The sequence below is a fragment of the Kribbella sp. NPDC023855 genome, from assembly GCF_040639475.1.
Classification (GTDB): Bacteria; Actinomycetota; Actinomycetes; order Propionibacteriales; family Kribbellaceae; genus Kribbella.
Genome location: NZ_JBFAAA010000002.1, coordinates 288267 through 309110, shown reverse-complemented (window position 1 = coordinate 309110; position 20844 = coordinate 288267). Strand labels below are relative to the sequence as shown.

General features: G+C 67.9%; 21 protein-coding genes. 13 read left to right on the top strand and 8 right to left on the bottom strand.

Going from position 1 to position 20844, the window contains the following annotated elements; genetic code table 11:
• Positions 1-126: 126 nt before the first annotated feature.
• On the bottom strand, positions 127-2352 hold the full coding sequence (locus tag AB0F51_RS07150; protein ID WP_360275359.1) for a CDP-glycerol glycerophosphotransferase family protein: 2226 nt from the start codon (positions 2350-2352) through the stop codon (positions 127-129).
• Positions 2353-2378: 26 nt separating this feature from the next.
• Here AB0F51_RS07150 and AB0F51_RS07145 point away from each other — a divergent pair, with 26 nt between their 5' ends.
• Positions 2379-3161 (top strand): cell filamentation protein Fic, encoded by a 783-nt coding sequence (locus AB0F51_RS07145; protein ID WP_360275357.1) that lies wholly within the window; start codon positions 2379-2381, stop codon positions 3159-3161.
• Between the two features lie 290 nt (positions 3162-3451).
• Here the strand turns inward: AB0F51_RS07145 and AB0F51_RS07140 are convergent, their stop codons facing one another.
• Positions 3452-4270 carry an HAD-IB family hydrolase gene (locus AB0F51_RS07140; RefSeq protein WP_360275354.1) on the bottom strand — a complete coding sequence of 273 codons (819 nt, stop codon included), beginning with the start codon at positions 4268-4270 and terminating at the stop codon, positions 3452-3454.
• A 477-nt stretch (positions 4271-4747) separates the two neighbouring features.
• On the opposite strand from AB0F51_RS07140, the gene AB0F51_RS07135 reads away from it, so the two are divergent.
• On the top strand, positions 4748-6463 hold the full coding sequence (locus AB0F51_RS07135) for a glycoside hydrolase family 18 protein (protein WP_360275351.1): 1716 nt from the start codon (positions 4748-4750) through the stop codon (positions 6461-6463).
• On the top strand, positions 6463-7389 hold the full coding sequence (locus tag AB0F51_RS07130) for a helix-turn-helix domain-containing protein (protein WP_360275349.1): 927 nt from the start codon (positions 6463-6465) through the stop codon (positions 7387-7389). The genes AB0F51_RS07135 and AB0F51_RS07130 overlap by 1 nt, the downstream gene beginning before the upstream one ends.
• Here the strand turns inward: AB0F51_RS07130 and AB0F51_RS07125 are convergent.
• A complete protein-coding gene (locus tag AB0F51_RS07125; RefSeq protein ID WP_360275346.1) occupies positions 7386-7835 on the bottom strand; it encodes a YbaK/EbsC family protein in 450 nt (149 codons plus the stop codon). The genes AB0F51_RS07130 and AB0F51_RS07125 overlap by 4 nt on opposite strands.
• Before the next feature lie 83 nt (positions 7836-7918).
• Here AB0F51_RS07125 and AB0F51_RS07120 point away from each other — a divergent pair, with 83 nt between their 5' ends.
• Positions 7919-8650 carry a hypothetical protein gene (locus AB0F51_RS07120; protein WP_360275344.1) on the top strand — a complete coding sequence of 244 codons (732 nt, stop codon included), beginning with the start codon at positions 7919-7921 and terminating at the stop codon, positions 8648-8650.
• Between the two features lie 51 nt (positions 8651-8701).
• On the opposite strand, the gene AB0F51_RS07115 is transcribed toward AB0F51_RS07120, so the two are convergent.
• The gene (locus AB0F51_RS07115; protein ID WP_360275341.1) at positions 8702-10252 is read right to left on the bottom strand and encodes a cellulose binding domain-containing protein; all 1551 of its coding nucleotides are present in this window, start codon (positions 10250-10252) and stop codon (positions 8702-8704) included.
• A 25-nt stretch (positions 10253-10277) separates the two neighbouring features.
• Positions 10278-12026 (bottom strand): glycosyl hydrolase family 18 protein, encoded by a 1749-nt coding sequence (locus AB0F51_RS07110; protein WP_360275339.1) that lies wholly within the window; start codon positions 12024-12026, stop codon positions 10278-10280.
• 187 nt (positions 12027-12213) lie between these two features.
• Here AB0F51_RS07110 and ssd point away from each other — a divergent pair, with 187 nt between their 5' ends.
• Genes ssd through AB0F51_RS07090 form a run of 4 tightly spaced genes read left to right on the top strand, consistent with a single transcriptional unit; the run spans position 12214 to position 16260 of the window.
• Complete coding sequence (gene ssd / locus AB0F51_RS07105; protein ID WP_360275336.1) at positions 12214-13299, top strand: septum site-determining protein Ssd; 1086 nt, start codon at positions 12214-12216, stop codon at positions 13297-13299.
• Entirely contained in the window at positions 13296-14453 is a 1158-nt protein-coding gene (locus AB0F51_RS07100; protein ID WP_360275333.1) for a TadA family conjugal transfer-associated ATPase, read from the top strand. Before ssd ends, AB0F51_RS07100 begins: the two co-directional genes overlap by 4 nt.
• 40 nt (positions 14454-14493) lie before the next feature.
• Positions 14494-15486, top strand: coding sequence for a type II secretion system F family protein (locus tag AB0F51_RS07095; protein WP_360275331.1), 993 nt, complete (start codon positions 14494-14496; stop codon positions 15484-15486).
• Positions 15487-15492: 6 nt separating this feature from the next.
• Positions 15493-16260, top strand: coding sequence for a type II secretion system F family protein (locus AB0F51_RS07090; protein ID WP_360275328.1), 768 nt, complete (start codon positions 15493-15495; stop codon positions 16258-16260).
• Here the strand turns inward: AB0F51_RS07090 and AB0F51_RS07085 are convergent.
• Together AB0F51_RS07085 and AB0F51_RS07080 are read right to left on the bottom strand one after the other, a co-directional pair.
• The gene (locus AB0F51_RS07085; RefSeq protein WP_360275326.1) at positions 16252-16551 is read right to left on the bottom strand and encodes a YciI family protein; all 300 of its coding nucleotides are present in this window, start codon (positions 16549-16551) and stop codon (positions 16252-16254) included. The genes AB0F51_RS07090 and AB0F51_RS07085 overlap by 9 nt on opposite strands.
• Before the next feature lie 10 nt (positions 16552-16561).
• A complete protein-coding gene (locus AB0F51_RS07080) occupies positions 16562-17638 on the bottom strand; it encodes a DUF5937 family protein (protein WP_360275324.1) in 1077 nt (358 codons plus the stop codon).
• Positions 17639-17744: 106 nt separating this feature from the next.
• On the opposite strand from AB0F51_RS07080, the gene AB0F51_RS07075 reads away from it, so the two are divergent.
• From AB0F51_RS07075 to AB0F51_RS07055, 5 genes are all read left to right on the top strand, one after another.
• Positions 17745-18584, top strand: a complete 840-nt coding sequence (locus AB0F51_RS07075; RefSeq protein WP_360275322.1) for an aldo/keto reductase — start codon at positions 17745-17747, stop codon at positions 18582-18584.
• 102 nt (positions 18585-18686) lie between these two features.
• Complete coding sequence (locus AB0F51_RS07070) at positions 18687-18896, top strand: DUF4244 domain-containing protein (RefSeq protein ID WP_360275319.1); 210 nt, start codon at positions 18687-18689, stop codon at positions 18894-18896.
• A gap of 73 nt (positions 18897-18969) precedes the next feature.
• Entirely contained in the window at positions 18970-19323 is a 354-nt protein-coding gene (locus AB0F51_RS07065; RefSeq protein ID WP_360275317.1) for a TadE family type IV pilus minor pilin, read from the top strand.
• Positions 19316-19693, top strand: coding sequence for an Rv3654c family TadE-like protein (locus tag AB0F51_RS07060; RefSeq protein WP_360275314.1), 378 nt, complete (start codon positions 19316-19318; stop codon positions 19691-19693). Before AB0F51_RS07065 ends, AB0F51_RS07060 begins: the two co-directional genes overlap by 8 nt.
• 4 nt (positions 19694-19697) lie before the next feature.
• Complete coding sequence (locus tag AB0F51_RS07055; protein ID WP_360275312.1) at positions 19698-20111, top strand: hypothetical protein; 414 nt, start codon at positions 19698-19700, stop codon at positions 20109-20111.
• Here AB0F51_RS07055 and AB0F51_RS07050 read toward each other — a convergent pair.
• The gene (locus AB0F51_RS07050) at positions 20108-20728 is read right to left on the bottom strand and encodes a response regulator transcription factor (RefSeq protein ID WP_360275309.1); all 621 of its coding nucleotides are present in this window, start codon (positions 20726-20728) and stop codon (positions 20108-20110) included. The two genes, AB0F51_RS07055 and AB0F51_RS07050, sit on opposite strands and share 4 nt — an antisense overlap.
• Positions 20729-20844: the final 116 nt, after the last annotated feature.

Below are 20844 nucleotides of genomic sequence, written 5' to 3'. Positions count from 1 at the left end.
GAACAGGGCTGAGGTGTTCAGACAGTGCGTCGTCGTCGCAGGCCGGAGCGATCGCGCAAGGCGCTCACGATCACCGGGCCGGTCGACATGCCCACCATTATGCACGACGCCCGGAGCAGCCAGGGCCTAGAGCTGGTGCGGAGAAGGTGCCGGACGGCGCTCGGCCAGCGGAGTGATCGGCGGCAGATCGGTCTCGCCGAGGAAGACCCGGCGGACCACACGTTCGGCCGCGCGCCCGTCGTCGAACTCGCAGAACTTCTCCCGGAAAAGCTGCCGGTGCTTGGCCGCCTCCGCCTTGGCGAACGCCCCCGTCTGCAGAGCCGTCAGCAACTCCTCGGGAGATCGCGCGACCAGGCCGGGCGGAAACGCGGTGATGTCGAAGTACGTGCCGCGGGTGTTGTCGTAGCGGCCGAGGTCGTCGACCAGCAGCACGATCGGCCGGTCGAGATTGGCGTAGTCGAAGCTGATCGACGAGTAGTCCGAGATCAGCACGTCCGCCGCCAGCATCAGGTCCTCGACCCGGGGATGGTTCGACGCGTCCACCACCCGGTCGCAGCGGGCGGACGGCTGCTTCGACAGCGAGTAGTGCGTCCGGACCAGGACCCGCCCGTGGTCGCCGGCCGCGGTGGCCAACTGGTCCAGGTCGAGGTGGATCCCGTCGCCGCCGAGATCGACCAGGCCGGCCGGGGTACGGACCGAGTCGACGCCGTCGCGGAAGGTCGGCGCGTACATCACCACCAGGTTCGAGTCGTCGAACCCGAAGGAGGCGCGGATCGCCCGGACGTCCTCCAGCGTCGCGTTCACCAGCCGGTCGTTGCGCGGGTAGCCGTACTCGAGCTCCTCGAAGTGCGCCGGGTAGGTGCGCTCCCAGATCTCCGACGAGTACCGGTTCGACGAGAGGTTGAAGTCCCACCGGTCGACCTGACGCATCAGCTCGTCCAGGTCGAGGTCCTTCGCCGCGAGCGGGTAGTGGCGCAGGTCGGTGCCCATCGTCTTGAGCGGCGTACCGTGCTGGGTCTGGATGTGGATCTGCCCGTCGCGCTTCTCGAGCTCCTTCGGCAGGTTCATGTTGCTGACGAAGTACGTCGCCTTGGCCACCAGCTTCTGGTACGCCGGTGAGCCGGCCACGACGTACTCGACACCCTCCGGGATGGCGTCGACATGTTCCTCGTCGATCACCCAGACCCCGCGGAACTCCGGAGCCAGCTCGGCGGCCTTCTCGTAGATCGCTCGCGGGTTGCAGGCGTACTGCTTGAACCAGTAGGCGCCGTAGACGACCAGCTGCGGATCGAGCTCGCCGCGGTGCAGCAACTTGCCGACCGTCTTGCGCGCGCTCGGCACGGCCAGCACCTTGGAGCTCAGCTTCAGGGTCGAGTACGTCGCGTAGTCGTCGTGCACGACCAGCCACCGGCGGAACCCGCGACGGGTCTTGTCGACGGTGTACCCCTCCGGCTTCCAGCGCTTGGCGAAGGCCGCGGCCGCGTGGAAGAACTCGGCCCGGTGCTCCGGGTGGAGCCGCTCGGGCTTGTCCAGGACGGCCAGGATGTGGTCCAGCGACCGGTCGAACGCGAACCGCCGCCAGCCCGCCAGCGCCGGGTCGGAGGTGATGAACGCGTGCACCCGGTCGTACTGGTCGAAGATGTCGAACTGCTGCCGGGTCGCGGTGGCGTGGATGTTGCCGCCGGTGCGGTGCTGGCGGTAGTGCACGACGACCTGGTCGAGGGTCGCGATCCGTTCCGCGGTCAGCATCGTGGAGTAGGTCCAGGGCGCGTCCTCGTAGAACCCGGCGGTGAAGACGAAGCCGTGCAGGGTGAGGAAGTCCCGCCGGATCGCCTTGTTCCAGACCACCTCGAGGAAGGTCAGGAAGACCGGCCGCTCGGCCGCGGTGAACACGCCGTCGCCTTCGCGGGCGAACGCGTCGTGCCGCTGGTTGCGGACCACCCGGCCGTCCCAGAAGATCCGCTCGTAGTCGAACATCATGATGTCCGGCCGGTCGGTCGCGTCGATCCGGGCGGCGATCGCGGCCAGCGAGCCGGGCAGGTAGAGGTCGTCTGCGTCGAGGAACAGCACATAGTCCCCGCGGCACGCCCTGAGGCCGGCGTTGCGGGCCAGGCCGAGGCCGACGTTCTCGGTCAGGTGCAGCACCCGGACCCGCGGGTCGGCGGCGGCGTACTCGTCGAGGATCCGGCCGCTGCCGTCCGGGCTGGCGTCGTCCACCCCGATGATCTCGAAGTCGGAGCACGACTGACTCAGGACCGAATCCAGGCACGGCCGCAGCCAGGCCCGGGACGCGTGACACGGGACCACGATGCTGAACTTGGGGACCCCGGCGGAGTCGGTGCTGGCGTCCATGAGACTGCATCCTAGAGTGCGGGACTATGACCGCTGACGTGTTCGAACCACTCGCCGGACTCGAAGGGGTCGGTTCTGCCGCCCGGGCGGCCCGGGATGCGGTGGACGTGCTGTTGCGCGACCGTGGGCTGCGGAAGGTGAGCGCGGACACCACCGCCGAGGCGCTGCTCCGGGGTGCCCACGCATCAGCCGTGCTGGCCGGCAGTTCGGCGACGCTGGAGGAGGTACGCCGAGGTGAGGGCGACCCGCTGACAGCGGGAGCTGTCCGGATGACGGGCGAGTTGATGGGCCTGGCACCCCGGCTCGACACCGCGCCGGTACAGGTCTGGACCAGACTGCACCAGTTGGCGGCCGTCGATCTCGGCAGTGAAGACCAGTTGGGACATCTGCGCACCAGTCGCGAGCCGCTCCCCGACGACATCCCCGGACTCCCGCCCGCGCCGCCCGCCGACGAGATGTGGGAACGCCTCAGTGGACTAGCCCAGGCCCTGACCCGGCCGACCAAGGCTCCCGGCCTGGTGGTGGCCGCGATCGTGCACGCGGAGATCGCGGTACTCCGGCCTTTTCCGGTCGCCAACGGACTCGTCGCCCGGGCCGCCGAGCGGGCCGTGTTGATTGCCAGAGGCATCGATCCGGTCGCGGTGACGGTACCGGAGGTCGGGCATCTCGAACTGGCCGGCTCGTACCCGCAGGGATTGCGCGACTACGCCGGCGGCGGGCTGGTCGGCGTCCGGGACTGGCTACTGCGCAGTTGTGAAGTTCTTGCCCTCGCCGCGGAGCGTTCGCCACTCAACAACGCTGTCCGGTAAGCGAAACTGCCTGGGCAGGCAGACGGCGCTCTCCGAAGAGAGCGCCGTCCCTGGCACGTCAACCTGGTTACCAAGCGTGCACCTTGTCTGCCGCCCCACAACTTCGGCGTTGGCCTGAGTCTGGGGTCGTGCTGCCCGGTTGGGATGGGCTGGTCGCCGCGTGGGTGCCTGGCTGCCGTGCGATTCTCTACCGGACCCGAAGGTCCTTTGTAGTTCCTTTGTACTCTTCGGATCCCTTCCTGGGAAGGGCTTACGCGACCTTCATGAAGCTGAGAAGAACGGAGTCGGCCTCAACTTGCCCCCGGCCGAGCGCGCCGGCGGGCGGCGTACAGGAGGACTCCGGCGGCGGCCGCGACGGTGCCGAGGATGCCGGCCGCGACGGCCGGCCGGCGGGCCTCGCGGAACCTGGAACGCTCCGCCAGCGCCACCGGTTTGCTGAAGTCGAGCACCGGCCAGTCGCGCGTGATCGCCAGTCGGCGCAGCGCCTTGTCCGGGTTCACGGCGAACGGATGACCGACCGCGGCCAGCATCGGCTCGTCGGTGATCGAGTCCGAGTAGGCGTAGGAAGCCTGCAGGTCATAGCCTTCCGCGGCGGCCAGCGCGGTGATCGCGGTCGCCTTGTGCGGGCCGTAGGCGTACTCCGAGATCTCGCCGGTGTACTTGCCGTCAGCAACGACCATCCGGGTGGCGATCACCTTGTCGGCGCCGAGCTTGGCGCCGATCGGCTCGACCACCTCGGCCCCGGACGAGGAGACGATGACGATGTCCCGGCCGGCCGCGCGGTGCTGCTCGATCAACGTGACGGCCTCGGCGTAGATCATCGGATCGACGATGTGGTCCAGGGTGTCGGCGACGATCGCCCGGACCGTCTGGACGTCCCATCCTGTGCACATAGCGGACAGGTACTCGCGCATCCGCTCCATCTGGTCGTGGTCGGCGCCGCCGAGCAGGTAGACGAACTGGGCGTACGCGCTGCGCAGGACGGTCCGCCGGTTGATCAGCCCGCCGGCGTAGAACGGCCGCGAGAAGGCCAGCGTGCTGGAGCGGGCGATGATCGTCTTGTCGAGGTCGAAGAAGGCAGCCGCTCGACGCGTCCCCAGGTGCTCCATGAGGTCGAGCATAGGAGACCGGGAGTAACCGGCCGGACCGGGTTTCGGAGCGACTCGCGAAACGCCGAGGGGCCCGGCCTTTCGTGTGGCCGGGTCTCCCGTTAGACTGTTGAGCAGTGTGACAGTGACACTGGCCTGTAAGCCTCTGACCGAGGTCCAGGCGACGTGGGTCGGGCACTTAGTTGAAACAGAACTGAGATGTGTGATCCGCGGATTCGGGGGGTACATATCCTCTCGACAGTGGCAGACTGTCGCCTCCTGATCGGCCCCCGGCTCCTCCCCCCGAGCCCGTGGCCGAAGACGGCCCCCGGTCACCCCCCCGCCGGGGGCCGTCGCCTTTCCTCTTCCAGGTGGCTTCGGCGGATAGCCTTTTCCGATGTAAAGCCCAGCCTATTTCTCTGTTCCGGTGAGCGTGAGAGCGCTTCCACTTTATGCAGGGTCTTGACAATGTAGTTGCCTGGTCACACTTTGTGTCACATGAACCCGCGAACCCACCGCCCCCACTCCGCGGTCATCCCCGTCCTGCTCGCCTGTCTTCTCGCCGTCGCCGCAGTGGTCTTGACCAGTTCGGCCAGCTCCGCGGCGACCAACCTCGTCACCAACGGAACCTTCGAGACCGGCACCCTCGCCGGCTGGTCCTGTACCGCCGGGTCCGGAGCCGCCGTCAGCGGCTCGGCCCGCACCGGCACCTATGCACTCCAGGGCAGCCCCACCTCGAACGACAACGCCCGCTGCAGCCAGTCGGTCTCGGTCAAGCCGAGCTCGACGTACACGCTGTCAGCCTGGGTGAAGGGCTCCAACGTGTACCTCGGTGCCGACGGCGGCACGAGCACCTGGACCTCGAGCACCGGCTGGGCCCAGCTCACCACGACCTTCACGACCAGCGCCTCGGCCAGCACGGTCACGGTCTACCTGCACGGCTGGTACGGCCTGCCGGCCTACCAGGCCGACGACGTAGTACTGGACGGGCCCGGTGGGACCGGCCCGCCGCCGGACACGACTCCGCCGACGACGCCTGGCGGTCTCACGGTCGGCAGCCCCACGTCGAGCTCGCTGCAGCTGAACTGGTCGGCCGCCTCCGATGCCAACGGCGTCGCCCGGTACGACGTGGTCCGTGGCTCTGAGGCCGCGCAGAGCGTGGGCAACGTGACCAGCTGGACAGCGACGGGCCTCGCCCCGAGTACGGCGTACAGCTTCAAGGTGCGAGCCTGCGACGCGGCCGGCAACTGTTCGCCGTACGGCGCGAGTGTCTCCGGTACGACGTCCAGTGGGCCGACCAACCCGCCGCCGGGCAACCTGCCGAAGCACATCCTGACCGGCTACTGGCAGAACTTCGACAACGGCGCCACGGTCCAGCGGATCAGTGACGTCCAGGCCAACTACGACCTGATCGCGGTCGCCTTCGCCGATGCGGACCCGAGTCGGCCGGGTGGCATCACCTTCACGCTGGACCCGACCCTGGCCAGCCGGCTCGGTGGCTACACCGCCGCCGCGTTCAAGGCGGACATCAAGGCCAAGCAGGCGGCCGGTAAGAAGGTCATCCTGTCCGTCGGTGGCGAGAAGGGCACCATCTCGGTCGCCAGCTCCACAGCTGCCGCCAACTTCGCCGGCAGCGCGCTGTCGGTACTGCGCGAGTACGGCTTCGACGGGGTCGACATCGACCTGGAGAACGGCGTCAACGCGCAGTACATGGGTCAGGCGTTGCAGAGTCTGCGCAGCAGCTTCGGCAGTGGGCTGATCATCGCGATGGCGCCGCAGACGATCGACATGCAGAGCCCGTCGTCGGAGTACTTCAAGCTGGCGCTGAACATCAAGGACATCCTGACCGTGGTCAACGTCCAGTACTACAACTCCGGCGCGATGAACGGCTGCAACGGACAGGTGTACTCGCAGGGCACGGTCGACTTCATCACCGCCCAGGCGTGCATCATGCTGCAGGGCGGGCTCCGGCCGGACCAGGTCGGACTCGGGCTGCCGGCCTCCAGCCGGGGAGCAGGCAGCGGCTACGTGTCGCCGTCGATCGTCAACAACGCACTGGACTGCCTCACCAAGGGCACCAACTGCGGCAGCTTCAAGCCGAGCACCACCTGGCCCACGCTGCGCGGTGCGATGACCTGGTCGACCAACTGGGACGCGCTGAACGGCAACGCGTTCTCCAATCAAGTCGGCGCACACGTCCATTCGCTGCCCTGATGCACAGCTACCGACCCGCTCCGGTGCTGGAAGCGCTCGGTGTCTGCTCGGAGGACGAGCAGCTCTATCGGGTGCTTCTGGCCCGGCCGGAAGCCACTACGACCGACCTTGTCGCCGACACGGGCTGGACCACCGCACGGGTTGCCCGGCACCTCCGCTCACTCCTCTCACTAGGCCTGGCATCCCGTACTCCGGGACGCCCGGCCCGCTACACACCCGCCGTGCCCGAGGCTGCCGTGGAGCTCCTGGCTCTTCGCAAACAGGCGGCGATCGTTCAGGCGCGACTCGGTGCTGCTGTGCTCACCAAGGAGTTCCGGGCCCGGCGGGAGGCTGGGCCGTTCACGGTGATCCGCGGACAGCAGGCGATCGCACAGCGGTTCCAGCAAGCCCAGCAGAGTGCTCAGAGCGAAGTGCTGGTGCTCGACAAGCCGCCGCTCGTCGTACTGCCGATTGAGCCGCGGCGTGCCTATGGAATTGCCTATCGAATCGTCTATGACATGGCCGCGCTGGTAGAGCCGACGGAGGTGGCTGCTGCTCGGAGTGCTGCGCCGGGGTGCCGGATGCTGCGCGACGTACCGCTGAAGCTGGTGATCGCCGATCGGCGGACAGGGCTGCTGCAGTCGGGGCAGGAGCTCATCGAGATCGGGCCGTCCTCTTTACTGGACGGGCTGCTGCGGCTGTTCGAGTTGCTCTGGCAGCAGGCGACTCCACTGTCGCCGTCGGCTTCGGACGGGCCGTTGAGCTTCGAGGACCAGCAACTGCTGGCCCTGGCGGCCGCTGGGCTCACCGACCAGGCGATAGCTCGCCGGCTCGGGGTAGCGCAGCGAACGGTCGAGCGCCGGATGCAGCGCATCCTCAAGGCGCTGGACGCCACCACCCGCTTCCAAGCCGGCCTACGAGCCGGCCAACGAGGCCTGCTCGCCTAGTCGGTGACGTCTGCGACGGTGGCGTCGAGGACCTTGACCAGGTCCTCGGCGTTCACGGTCAGCCCGACGCCGTGCTCCCCACCGCCGATCGAGATCGTCCCGGTGATCCGCTCGTCGGCGATCACCGGCCAGGCGCTGGTACTGCCGAGCGGAGTGATCGTCCCCCGGACGTAGCCGGTCACCGCGAGGGCTCTGTCGGCACTGGGCATCGAAATGCGGTTGATGCCCAGCAGCGCGCGCAGCTTGGGCCAGGCGATCTCCCGGTCGCCCGGGACCAGGACGAACCGGTAGTCGTCGTCGGACAGCCGTACGACGATCGTCTTGATCAGCTTGGCCGGCTCGATCCCACGGGCCGCCGCAGCCTCTTCCAGCGAGTTCACCCGGCCGTGCTTGGTGACCTCGTAGGTCAGGCCTAGGGCGTCCGCTGCCTCAGTTGCTCGGGTCATCTGGCCAGTTTCCCACTCGGCGCCGACCAGCACGTCTGTGCAAGACGTCCGTCTGAAACTCACAATCCACTAAGGTCTGCTCAGTGAGGAAGCCAACGAGTGTCAGGCCGAACCGGCGACAGGTGTTTCTGGCCGGGGCGGTGGTGGCGGCGTCGACCGTGGCCGCGACCGAGAGTGCGTCAGCGGGCGGGTTCGGGTCGGGGAATCTGGCCCCGTGGACCGGCCTGACCAAGGCGATCTCCACGCCCGCGACGATCGAGCGCACCCGGCAGAACAACGGCATCTTCATGTTCGGGGACAGCCTGGGAGTCCAGGACGGCAAGGCGCTGGCCCAGCGCCTGCTGAGCGCGCTGAACCTGCCTCTGGCCGTGAACAACTGGTCCGGCCGGCCGACGAAGGAGACGGTCGACGCGCTGGCCCAGTGGAAGGCGGACTACGGACTGACCCGCCGGATCCTGATGGCGAGCGGGACCAACGACATCTTCACGCCGTCGGTCTTCGCGGCGCAGGTCGACCGGGCGATGAGCATCGCCGGGACGAGCCGCACGGTGTTCTGGGTGAACACCCAGGTAGCGCGCACGACGATGAGCGCGGCAGTCCAGCTGGCCGACCAGCGCAACAGCGCGTGGATCAACCTGCAGCTGGCCGACGCGCAGCGCCGCCACCCGAACCTGCGGATCGTCCACTGGGCCGAGTGGCTGGCGGCCAAGCCGTCCCGGCTGGGCACCTACTTGCGGCAGGGCATCCACACCTCGGTCCCGTACGGCCAGGACGCCCGGAACGAGCTGATCGTCCAGGCGATCAAGGCCGGCTGACGGTACTGCGGACTGCGTACTGCGGCGGGTCGCCGCAGTACGCAGTACCGGTCAGAACCCTGCGGTGATGCGGGTGAACTCCCAGTCGGGCTGGGCGATCCCGCTGCAGTTGGAGACGACGCCGCCGCCCGCGCAACCGCGGTCACGGTTGACCGACCAGAACGCCAGCCGGGCCAGGCCGTTGCTCTTGGACCAGTTGGTGATGTTCTGCCAGGTCGCGGTCGTGGTCAGCTCCTGCTGGTCGGACAGGCCGTTCATGCCCGAGATGCCCTGGTGGGCGTAGGCCTGCGCGGTGGTCCAGCCGAAGACCGCCTTCAGCTTGTTGTTCAGGCCCTGGGAAGCAGCGACCGTGTCGTTGTAGATGTTGCTGCTGCCGAAGTCGAACGGCATCAGCGTGAACACGTCGATGTTCGCGCCCAGTGCCGCGGACCGCTCGATCAGCCGGTTGCCGTAGTAGTTCGGGCCGGTGGTCGAGGTGCCGAAGGTGAGGATCGTCTGGATCCCGGGATTGTTCTGCTTGACGATCTTCAGCGCGGTCAGGATCCGGTCCTGGACCACCTCGTTCTCGAACTCGTCGGAGTTCTCGATGTCGATGTCGATCGCCTTCAGGCCGTAGGCGTCGATCACCTTCTGGTAGGCGCCGGCCAGCGCTTCCGGCGTACTGCAGTTCGGGCCGAGCTTGTTACCGCTCCAGCCGCCGATCGACGGGACGATGTCGCCGCCGGCCGCACGGATCTGGGCGATCGCCGTGGCGTCCGCACTGCCCTGCAGCGGCCGTGCGCCATCCCAGGCCGGGTTGCAGCCGCCGGACGACAGGATGAAGGCCATCGTGAACCACTTGATGCCGGTCGCGTTCATGACGGTCGCCGGGTTCGGCGGGTCGCCCCAGCCCATGTAGAGGTACGGCGCTGCCCTGCGGGTGCCGGTGTCGCCACCACCTGTCTTGGTGGTCACCGAGATGGAGCCGCTCTTGGCGCCTTCACCGACACTGTTGGACCCGCTGACCTGGTAGCTGTACGCCGTGTTCGCGGTCAGCCCGGAGTCCGTGTACGACGTACCGGTGGCGGTGCCCACCTTGGAGCCGTTGCGGTAGACGTTGTAGCTGGTCGCACCGCTCGCTGCCGACCAGGAGAGGCTCACGGATGAGGCGGTCGACGTACCGGTGAGTCCGCTAGGTGCACCGGGGACTGTTCCGCCTCCGCCGCCACTGCAGGAGCCGCCGTTCAACCGGCAGGCGCTGATCCCGGGGAAGTTGCCCGGGCTGCCGTTGAAGCCGAAGGTGACACTGGCGCCAGGGGCGAGGGGCCCTGCCCAGCTGGGTGGTGTGAACGTGTGGGTCTGCCCGCTGGTACTACGGGTCGCGTCCCACGAGCTGCTGATGGTGTAGCCGGACGGGAAGTCCAGGGCGACCGACCAGGTGCTTATCGAGGAGGTGGTGCCGTTCGTGACGGTCACCTTGCCCTCGAAGCCGCTACCCCAGTCGGACACCTTCGTGAAGGCCGCGCTCACCGGGGCGGCCTGAGCCGCCGGTACGACGAGGACGGACATCACCACTGCTGCTATCGCCGCGATCGCGACCGATATGTGCTTGCGTTTCATCATGCTCCGATCAGTGGGCGGTACGTGATCAGACCCGGCCCCAGAGTGCGGGGACGTTCGGCGGTTCCCATCCGGTCAGCGAGGTGTGGCCCTGGATGCACTTGTAGGTGACGCCGTTGTAGGACACCAGTGAGCCGGTCGCGTAGGCGGTGTTCGGCGCCCACGGGGTCGCCGTGGGAGGTGTCGAGGTGGGAGTCGGCGTGGGAGTGGGCGTCGGCGTCGGTGTGGGCGTCGGCGTCGGCGTCGGGGTGGGCGTAGGCGTGGGGGTCGGTGTCGGTGTCGGCGTTGGCGTGGGGCTGGGGCCGCTGCAGCCGGGGGTTTCGGCGTTGACCGAGTTCACGACGGCGTTGAAGAGGGTGACGCCGGGGTCCAGTGCCTCGAGGGAGTACATCATCGCGCCGGCCAGCCCGTTGCAGTGCTGGTAGTCGGCCTTCTCCTTGATCGAGCGGGCGTTGTCACCGGACCAGAAGGTGCCGTTGCGGTAGAACCAGGAGGCCTTGGTGGCTTCGTCGTAGAACGTCGCGGACGGGCTGTCGACGAAGCCGGTCAGCTCTTTGTAGAACGAGACGCCGGGCACGTTGCCACTCAGCGCGTGACCATCGGCCGGACCGGTGGCCGTCTGGTACTTGCCGTTGGCCGTGGCCGGAACACCCTTCCATCCCCTGTAGTAGAAGGGATATCCGATCGTCAGCTTGTTCGCCGGGAACCCACCGGGAATCCCGTACGCCGAATCGCCGGTGGTCCAGGCCTTCACGGCTCCGTCGATGGAGTACTTCTTGGTGCCCGGCGGGATCGGCGTACTCGGGTCGTCCGGTGCCTGGTAGAGCGGGTCCTGGAAGTTCGTCGGACCGGTCGCCTCCCAGCCGCCGTGCATGTCGTACGTCATCACGTTGTTGTAGTCGAGGTACGCGCCGATCTTGTCGGTCTCGATCGTCGCGATCTTGTCCTGACCGGCCGGCGTCGCGGCGGTCAGCCACATCTTCTTGCCGGCGCTGCTGCCGAACGCGTCGAGCTGGCGACGGAACTCGGCCAGCAACTGGGTGAAGTTCTGCTTGTCCGCGGCGCTGTAGTGGTTGCCGACATGACCGTTCGGGGAGCCGGGGTACTCCCAGTCGATGTCGATGCCGTCGAAGATGCCGGCCGCGCTGCCGGGACCGCCGAAGCCGTCCATCATCGGCAGGTCGCCCTTGACGAACATGTTCACGCAGGAGCTGACCAGCGCCTTGCGCTTGGCGTCGGTGGCGGCCGCGTCGGAGAAGTACTTCGAGTAGGTCCAGCCGCCGAGCGAGATCAGGATCTTGAGGTTCGGGTACTTCGCCTTCAGCTTTTTCAACTGGTTGAAGTTGCCCTGGATCGGCTGGTTCCAGACGTCGCCGACGCCGTCGACGCTGATGTCGGCGCCGTAGGACTTGCCGTAGTCCGCGAAAGCGTCACCCGCACCGTCGCCCGCGCTCGGGTTGTTCTCGTCCTGCGAGGCGGCCTTGTTGGCCATGAAGCAGGTGTGGCTGGTCGGGTGGATGTTCGCGAACGCGTAGTTGAGGAAGTCGAGCTTCCCCGCGATCCCGGTGGTGACCAGGTTCTTGGGATAGAAGGCGTTCCCGTAGATGCCCCACTGGGTGAAGTAGGCCGTCTTCACGCCACCACTGGTGGCGGCCTGGGCGGCTGGGGCGGTACTGGCTGCGGGTGGTCCCGCGGTGGCGGCCGAGATTCCGGCGACCGTGATCAGGGCGCTCGCGGCCACAGTGGCCACGGCGGCGAAGCTGCGCATTCGACTCATGGGGCGGGTCCTCCGGTCAGGAGAAACAAATTAGTTAAGGACGCTTCGAAAGGAACCGTAGCTCTTGCCGGCGCGCAGGTCTCCGGGTCGCGCTGGCGGGTTGCCGCAGCTGACGGATATCCGACAGTTCTCCACAGGCCTTGGATTTGTTCTGGTGCGGGCCTTCGACGACGGCACCTTCTAAGGCATGGAGAACCTTCTTTCTGTGCCGCCGCCGGCCGTGCTGCTGGCCACTGCCGACGAGTTCCTGCTCGATGACCTGCTCCGTCTCGCCGCGGCCGCGGAGATCGCGCCGCGGGTCGAGAACGACCTGCTCGGCCTGCGCCGTAATTGGCAGACGGCCGTGCTGGTCGTGGTCGGTCAGGATCTGGTCGAGCCACTGGCGCGGACCCAGCCTGCCCGCCGGCCAGGCGTGGTGGTGGCCGGCGTCGATCCGGGCGACGCCGACGCGTATCGCCACGCGCTCGCGATCGGCGCCGAAGGTGTCTTTGCGTTGCCGGCCGAGGAGGCTGCCCTCGGCGACAAGTTGGCCGACGCACTGGACGGTGGGGTGCGGACTGCTGTCACGTTGGCTGTCGTCGGCGGGTGTGGCGGTGCGGGGGCGACCACTTTGGCGGCGGCGCTTGCCGTGACCGGCAGTCGGCGTGGCTTGCGGTGCTTGCTGATTGACGGCGATCCGTTGGGTGGCGGTATCGATCTGGTGCTCGGGACCGAGGCCGATGAAGGGTCGCGCTGGCCGGCGTTGCTGAATGCAGCCGGTCGCGTCAGTGCCAGTGCGTTGCGGTCGGCGCTGCCGCTGGCGAATGGGTTGGCCGTGCTGTCGTGGGACCGGTCGAACGTGACCGCGCTACCACCTGAGGCGATGAGGTCGGTGTTGAGCGCGGCCCAACGCAGCAGCGATCTGGTCGTGGTCGATCTGCCGCGTCGTCCGGATCCAGCTGCTGAGGAGGCGTTTGTCCGCGCGACTTCGACCTTGGTGGTGGTGCCGCGCGATGTCCGCTCCTGTGCGGCGGCCGCTCGGTTGGTGGCGCCGTTGCGCGAGGTCGCGCATGATCTTCGGGTAGTTGCGCGGGAGCCTGGGCTCAACGGGTTGTCCGCGCTCGATGTGGCCGATCATCTGTCGCTGCCGCTGGCGGCCAAGCTCGGGTTCGAGCGGGATCTGCCGTCGCTTCTGGATGAGGGCTACTTCGATCCACGGCCACGCAGTGCGCTGGGGCGCGCGGCAGGCGAAGTACTGGATCTGTTCGGGCTCTACGGATTGCTGGCCGCATGAACGTCTCGGCCGAATTACTCGATCGGGTGCGCGGAATCCTTGCTGAGCAGGGATCCGAGCCGACACCGGCACTGGTCGCTGCCGCCCTGCGCTCGGGAGGCGAGGTCTGCGGGGACGCGCTCGTGCTGGCCGTCGTGGCCGCCTTACGACGCGAGGCGATGGGCGCCGGACCACTCGACGGCTTGCTGTCGGAGCCAGGCATCACCGACATCTTGGTGAACGGACCCAACGAGGTGTACGTCGATCGCGGGGCCGGTCTCGAACGCATCGCCTTGCGAACCGGTGACGAGGATGCGGTCCGGCGCCTGGCTGTCCGCCTCGCGGCAGCAGCCGGCCGCCGCCTCGACGACGCGACGCCGTACGTCGATGTGCGACTGCCGGACGGGACCCGCTTCCACGCCGTACTGTCGCCGATCGCGGCGCCCGGGACCTGTCTGTCCCTGCGGGTTCCGTCCCGGAAGATCTTCTCCCTCCAAGACCTGGTCACCGCCGGCTCCCTCCCCGCCGGCGGAGCCTCCGTACTGCGAGACCTCCTGCACGCTCGCGTCGCCTTCCTGATCAGCGGTGGCACTGGCACGGGCAAAACGACCCTGCTCAACTCCCTGCTGTCGCTGGCCGATCCGTCTGAACGTCTTGTCCTGGTCGAGGACTCGAGCGAGCTCTATCCCGACCATCCGCACGTGGTCCGGCTGGAGGCTCGCCCGCCCAACGTCGAAGGCGCGGGGGAGATCTCTCTGCGCGACCTGGTCCGGCAGGCGCTGCGAATGCGTCCCGACCGCCTGGTCGTAGGCGAAGTCCGAGGCGCCGAAGTAGTGGACCTGCTCACTGCTCTCAACACTGGCCACGAAGGCGGCTGCGGCACAGTTCACGCCAACTCAGCCGCCGACCTCCCGGCCCGCCTAGAGGCCTTAGGAGCCTTGGCAGGCCTGACCCGAGAAGCCATCCACAGCCAAATCACTTCCGCCTTGCATGCGGTCATCCACCTGACCCGCTCCCCAACCGGCGTACGCCGAATCACCGAAATCCGAGCCATCACCCAAACCCCCACCGGCCAAGCCATCACCATCCCCGCCATCGAATTCACCCCCACCGGCCCACCCACCCTCCACCCCGCCGCCGCCCTCCTAAACCCCCACCACCCCAAAGCCGCCTGACCCGCCAACCCCAACCACCTACCACCTCGCCGTCCTCCGCATGCCAGCCCCGACCGCCGATCACCTTCCGATCCGGCTGATACCTCCACCGACCACCCGCCGTTTCCTGGAGTTCTTGATGCACGCCCTGACCGCACTCTTGGCCGCGATCGCGGTCTTCTCACTCGTGCCGTCGCCGACGCGCGCCCTTCACCGCCTCGACGCCTCAACCCCGAGACTGCGTAGCCGAGCACAACTCAGCCGTTCGGCGCAGTCCAGCGGCTCACCGCGGCTGAACCGCACGTCACGGCGAAGGTCCGGCTCCGTCGGCGCGGGCGCGTTCGCCCGATCGGCCGCGCGACGGCTCGGGGTGATTGGCGCAGTGGTTGCTCTAGGCATCTTGGTCGCGGCGTCCACCGATCCGTCCGTTGTAGTCGTAGCCGCCACGATCGGAGTCATCGCGACAGTCGTCATCAAGCAACGCGCCCGTGCCGTCCACCGCCGAGCTGCCGCCGCAAAACGCGCCACCGTCATCGAAGCCTGCGAAGTACTAGCCGCAGAGCTCAGTGCCGGACGTCCACCGGCCGCCGCGCTGGCAGGCGCGGCCACCGTGTGTCCAGATCTCGAGGTCGTCTCTGCAGCAGCCAAGCTGGGCGGCGACGTGCCCGCCCTCCTCGAACTGATCGCCGAATCCCCAGGAACAGAAGGTTTCCGCGCCCTCGCCGCAGCCTGGCGAGTCGCCGACGAATCCGGCGCCGCCTTCGCCCTCATCGCCGAGCGCCTGGCCGAATCCCTCCGCGCCGACGAGACCATCCGCCGCCAGATCACGACGGGTGTCGCCGGCAGCCGCGCGACTGCCCGCTTGCTCGCGGTTCTCCCCGTCTTCGGCACAGCGCTCGGCTACGCGATCGGCGCCGATCCGCTCGCCTTCCTCACCAACACCCCACCGGGCTGGCTGTGCCTCGCACTAGGTCTGACCCTGACCATCCTCGGTCTCCGCTGGACCGACGCCCAGACCAGACCGCCGTGGGAACCTGCCCACTCGACAACCTGACCCGCCATGGACAACCCCGGTCCAATCCTTCCCGCGATCGCCATAGCCCTCGCGGTCGTGCTCTTCCTTCCGAGCCCACCGGTCCGCCGACGGCTGGCAGCGCAGCGCCCTGCTCTCACCCCACGCTGGCCGTTCAGCCTCCTGACGGCAAAGGAGGTACCGCCAACCACGCGCCGTCTCCACCTCACGGTCGCCGCCACAGGCGCAATCGGCGTGCTCCTATTACTCGGCATCCCAGCCGGCGTGATTCCCGCAGCCGCCGTCCTCGTCGGAGCCCCACCCGCCCTCAGCCGACTGGAACCCGCAGCCAACCGTCGGCGTACAGCGCGCCTAGTCGCCGACCTGCCGCTAGCCGTAGACCTACTAGCCGCCTGCCTCCGAGCCGGCCGACCACCTCAAGCCGCGATCGGAGTGGTCGGCAAGTCTCTCGACGGCCCACTCGCAGAGCTCTTGACCGAGGTCGAACGCCGAATGAACCTTGGCGCCGACCCGATCGACGCCTGGTCCTGCCTTCTCAAGGAGCCCGCCTGCGCCGCCTTCGCCCGCGCGACCCAACGAGCCCTCCGCTCCGGCGCGCCACTCGCGAAGATCCTCGAACACCAAGCTGACGACACCCGTCAAACCCGTCGCTGGACCGCCGAGGAGCAGGCCCGTGCGGTCGAGTCCCGCTCGGTTGTCCCGCTGGGCGTCTGCTTCCTTCCAGCGTTCGTCCTGCTGGGCATCGTCCCGACCATCGCCAGCTCGCTGTCCGGCCTGCTCAGCTTCCTAGACTGAAGGCTGATCCCGGTACTGCGCCAGCGCCGGCGCGACGTTCGTCGCCAAGAACTGCGTCACCCGGTACTCGCACACGCCCGCGACCGAGAACGGGTCACTCGCCACCAGTTCCTCCATCGCCGCGCGGTCGTCGCCGGCGGCAATGATCAAGCCGCCGTCCCGAGGCTCCTTGCGCCCCGACATCAGGAACACCCCGGCCTCGTACTGCGGCTTCAGCCAAGCCACGTGGTCGCTGATGAGTTCCTCGATGCGCTCGAGCGGGGCGGTGTAGGTCAGCTCCAGAACAAACATGGCGACCACGCTAGCCCAGCGAACCGACTTCGGCCGCGGCGAGCAGCGCCTCCGCCGCCGACGTTCGGGCGTACAAGACAACCCGACCGAGCCGATGAGGAGTGACAAGGCCTCCGGCCCGGAGTGCACTCAGGTGCTGTGAGACACCACCGGCCGTGAGCCCGATGTGGGCGGCGAGCTCGGTCGTGGATCGCGGTGTGTCCAACCGCGTCAACAACTCCGCCCGCGACCGCCCCAGTACTGCGGTGACGCCGGCTGAGGTGGTGCGTACCGGATCGCTCCAGAGCGTGGCCACTCCACGAGCCGGGTAGGTCAGTGTCGGCTGCCAGGGTGGGATCGTGCTCGAGTACACGGTCGGCCAGACGAAAGCGGACGGGCTCATCAGCAATCCCTCGCCCGCCAGTTGCCGCACACCTGTGAACCGCCGATGCCTGATGTGCAACGACCCGTCACGCCACTTCACCGTCGGCGCGAGATCGTCAAAGAGTCCGGCATGTCCCGCTTGGCCGAGCCGCCGTCCGCGGTACAGCAGATCGCCTTCGAGCAGTGCGCGGATCCGTCCCCAGTGCGGCGCCATCGCCAATTCCCAGTACGCCTGCAGCTGCCCGACCAGCCGCTCCACGCCGGCGGGCGGATCGGAGTACAGGTCCGCGATCGCGGCCGTTGGCATGTCGCTCGCGGTGGTGCGTCGCCGGCGGCGGGGGAGCGATGCCTCGTCGAGCGAGCCGATCGGGTTCTTCTGGGCATAGGCCAGTACGTCGAGATCCGCGCGAATCTGGTCGGCGGGAACCCGGCGTAATGCACTGAGGTCGGTGATCAGGTCGGGCACCGGCGTTTGCGGAGGGGGCGTCAGGAAGTCGGCGAGGTACCAGACTCGTGGGTCGATCAAGTCGAAGAGCAGATCGAAGTCGACGCCCGAGCGGTTGATCCGCTCCGTTGTTGTCTGCGCCCAGCTGCGGTGGAACGTCTGTGACCGTGGCGTTTTGAGCAGCCGGATGCTCGCGACCACTTCCCACAGCGGCGAGACCGCCAACCGCGTGCGGGCGAGGTCTTCCACGGTGAACCTGATCGTCAGCAAACCAGTCACTCCGGCCAGCGGCAGATTGTCGATTTAGAGATAGCTAAATCATTGTAGAAGACCTCCGGTGCTCGGCGAGCATGCGCAGTACACGCCGATGACAAGGAGCACCAAGATGACCATTTCCACGACGCTGAAGCTCGGTGAGCTGGAGGTGCGCAGGCTCGGGTTCGGTGCGATGCGGCTGACCGGATTCCGGCCGGTAGCGGACCGCACGGACGCGATTCGGGTCGCCCGGCTGGCCGTCGAGCTGGGGGTGAACTTCATCGACACGGCCGACGCGTACGGCATCGGCGCCAACGAGGAGCTCCTGGCCGAGGCCCTGCACCCGTACGCCGATGACGTGGTGATCGCGACGAAGATCGGACACACCCGGCCGTCGCCGAGTGAATGGAAACCGGTCGGGCGGCCGGAGTACCTGCGGCAGGCGGCGGAACTGTCGCTGCGGAGGCTGAAGGTCGAGCGGATCGACCTCCTCCAGCTGCACCGGATCGACCCGCTGGTGCCGTTCCAGGACCAGCTCGGCGCGCTCGCCCAGTTGCAGGCCGAAGGCAAGGTTCGGCATCTCGGCTTGTCGGAGGTGACGGTGGAGCAACTGGAGGAGGCGCGGCAGGTGATCGAGGTGGTCAGCGTGCAGAACCGCTACAACCTGACCGATCGCGAACACGACGCCGTCCTGGATCATTGCTCAGAGCAAGGAATCGCGTTCGTGCCGTGGTTGCCCGTCGCGCTGGGTGCGCATGCGTCATCCTCGAAGGTGCTGGCCGACATTGCGACCGAGCTGGATGCCACGCCGATGCAGGTCTCGCTGGCGTGGTTGCTGCATCGATCACCTGTGATGATTCCGATTCCGGGGACGAAGTCGGCGGAACACCTGCGGGAGAACGTGGAAGCCGCCCAGCTCCGACTGTCCGACGACCAGCTGAAGCGGCTGATGAGGGCCGATCGCGCCTAGTTGTCCCCAGGCTGAGAACTCCTTTTCTGCAAGGGCTCTGACGACGGCACCTTGTCAGTAAGCAGATCCGGAGCAGCCGGGTCGCAGAGCAGGAGGTTCGACATGTCCCTGGCGCTGGTACCCGCTCGCCGATCCCGCAAGCGCACCGAACGCGGCGCCGCCACCGCGGAGTACGCCGTCACGATCGTCGCAGCCTGCGGCCTCAGCGGTATCCTCATCGCGTTGTTCAAGTCGCCGGCGATGATGACGTTGCTCAAGGCAATCATCAACTACGCCCTGAAGGCCGCCGGCGTCGACGGCGTGCAGATCTGACCCACTCACGCCCTCCGGCCGCGGCGCGCCACCCCCACTCCCGCCGCGGCCGGCCGATCCCGGAGGTGCGCCCATGCAACCCGACCGTCGCCGAACCCACCGCGGTTCCGTCACCGCTGAGGTGGCCTTGGTTCTGCCCGTTCTGCTGGCGGTCCTGGCCGCGGGCCTGTGGCTGATCGGCACCGTCATCACCAACATCCGCTGCATCGACGCAGCCCGCGACACCGCCCGAGCTGTCGCCCGCGGTGAACCAACCGAAGCCGCCCGCCGGCTCGGCCAGCGATCCGCACCCTCGGGCGCGACCATCACCATCACCCAAACCGACTCCACCATCCACGTCCAGGTGGTCGCCACCTCAGCCACCCCGCCCGGCGTACCAACCGCCGAAGCCACTGCCACAGTCCAGACGGAGCCGACCGATGGCTGACTCCCGCGCAACAGCCAAACGAGGGGAGTCCGGCGCTGCGAGCATCCTTGCGATCGGGCTGGCGACGGTCCTGCTCGGCGGTTGTCTGGTGGGTATCTTCTGGGCATCCGTGTCGGTCGGCCGTCACCGGGCAGCATCCGCCGCGGATTTCGCAGCCCTCAGCGCCGCCCAAGCGCTACAGACCGGAACCATTGACGCCTGCCGGACAGCCAGCCAAATAGCAGCAGCCCAGCAAGCCGAAGTCCATGCCTGCCACCAAGCCGGAGAAACCATCGCAGTCGTCGTAGGAGTGAGGCTGCGACTAGGTGTCCTCGGCACGCCGGTCGTGACAGCAGAAGCACGAGCCGGACCGACCGAAGGAGCAAACTGATGCGGTGACCGACAACTCTGTTCCCCTCCTGGTCGTCGACGCGGCAAACGTGGTCGGCTCACGTCCCGACGGCTGGTGGCGCGACCGCGCCGGCGCAGCCCGCCGCCTCCTCACCAATCTCCAAGCCCTCCCCGCCCGCCTCGACGAACCCACTGAGATAGCCGTCATCCTGGAAGGAGCAGCAAAAGCGGCAGTCGGCAGGAACAGCGACACGGACTCGGACTACCCCGAACTCCGCATCGTGCTGGCCTCCGGTTCGGGCGATGACGCCATCGTCGACCTCGTCGCGGCAGCCGCCGCGGCAGACAACAACCGCAGAATCACCGTCGTCACCGCAGACAGAGGTCTCCGAGAACGGGTAGAACCGCTCGGCGCTCAGACCGTGGGGCCCAGTTGGCTCCGGGACCGCATCGGCTAGTCGAGGAGCCAGCCGTTCTGTTCGGCGATGGTGATGGCGTCGGCCCGGGTGCGGGCGCCGGTTTTGCCGATGGCGGACCAGAGGCGGGTGCGGACGACTCGTTCCGAAACTTGCAGGTTGCGAGCCATCAGGGCGATCGAACCGCCTTCGCGGGCGGCTCGGAGGGTGTCGGTTTCGCCGTCGTTGAGCGGCGTCTCGGTGTACTGGAGGGTTTCGGCGGCGAGGCTGGCGTCGACCACGCGGAGGCCGAGGTGGACGCGGCGTACGGCGTCGGCGAGTTGCGGGGCCGGGCTGCCTTTGAGCGCGAAACCTTTGGCGCCGGCCTCCAGGCCGCGGCGGAGGTGACCGGGACGGCCGAAGGTGGTGAGCATGACGACGCGGCACTCCGGCATCGACGTACGGAGCTTGGTGGTGACGCTGAGGCTGTTGGCGCCGGGCCCGGCGGTGTCGAGCAGGGCGACGTTGGCGCGGTGGTGTTTCGCGGCGCCGACCACGTCGTCGGTGCGGTTGAGCTCGGCAACGACCTCCAGGTCCTGCTCGCGTTCCAGGCCGCTTCTGAGCACGCCTCGGCTGAGGATCTGGTCGTCGACCAGTAACAGCCGGATGCGGTCGGGCAAACGAGCCTCCGGGACGAGATGGGCAGGACTTCGGATTCCAGATCATGGAGGGCAGAAACTGACGCCGTCCACATCAACGCGGTATCTCTATCAGATTGCGACCGGATCGCGACCAC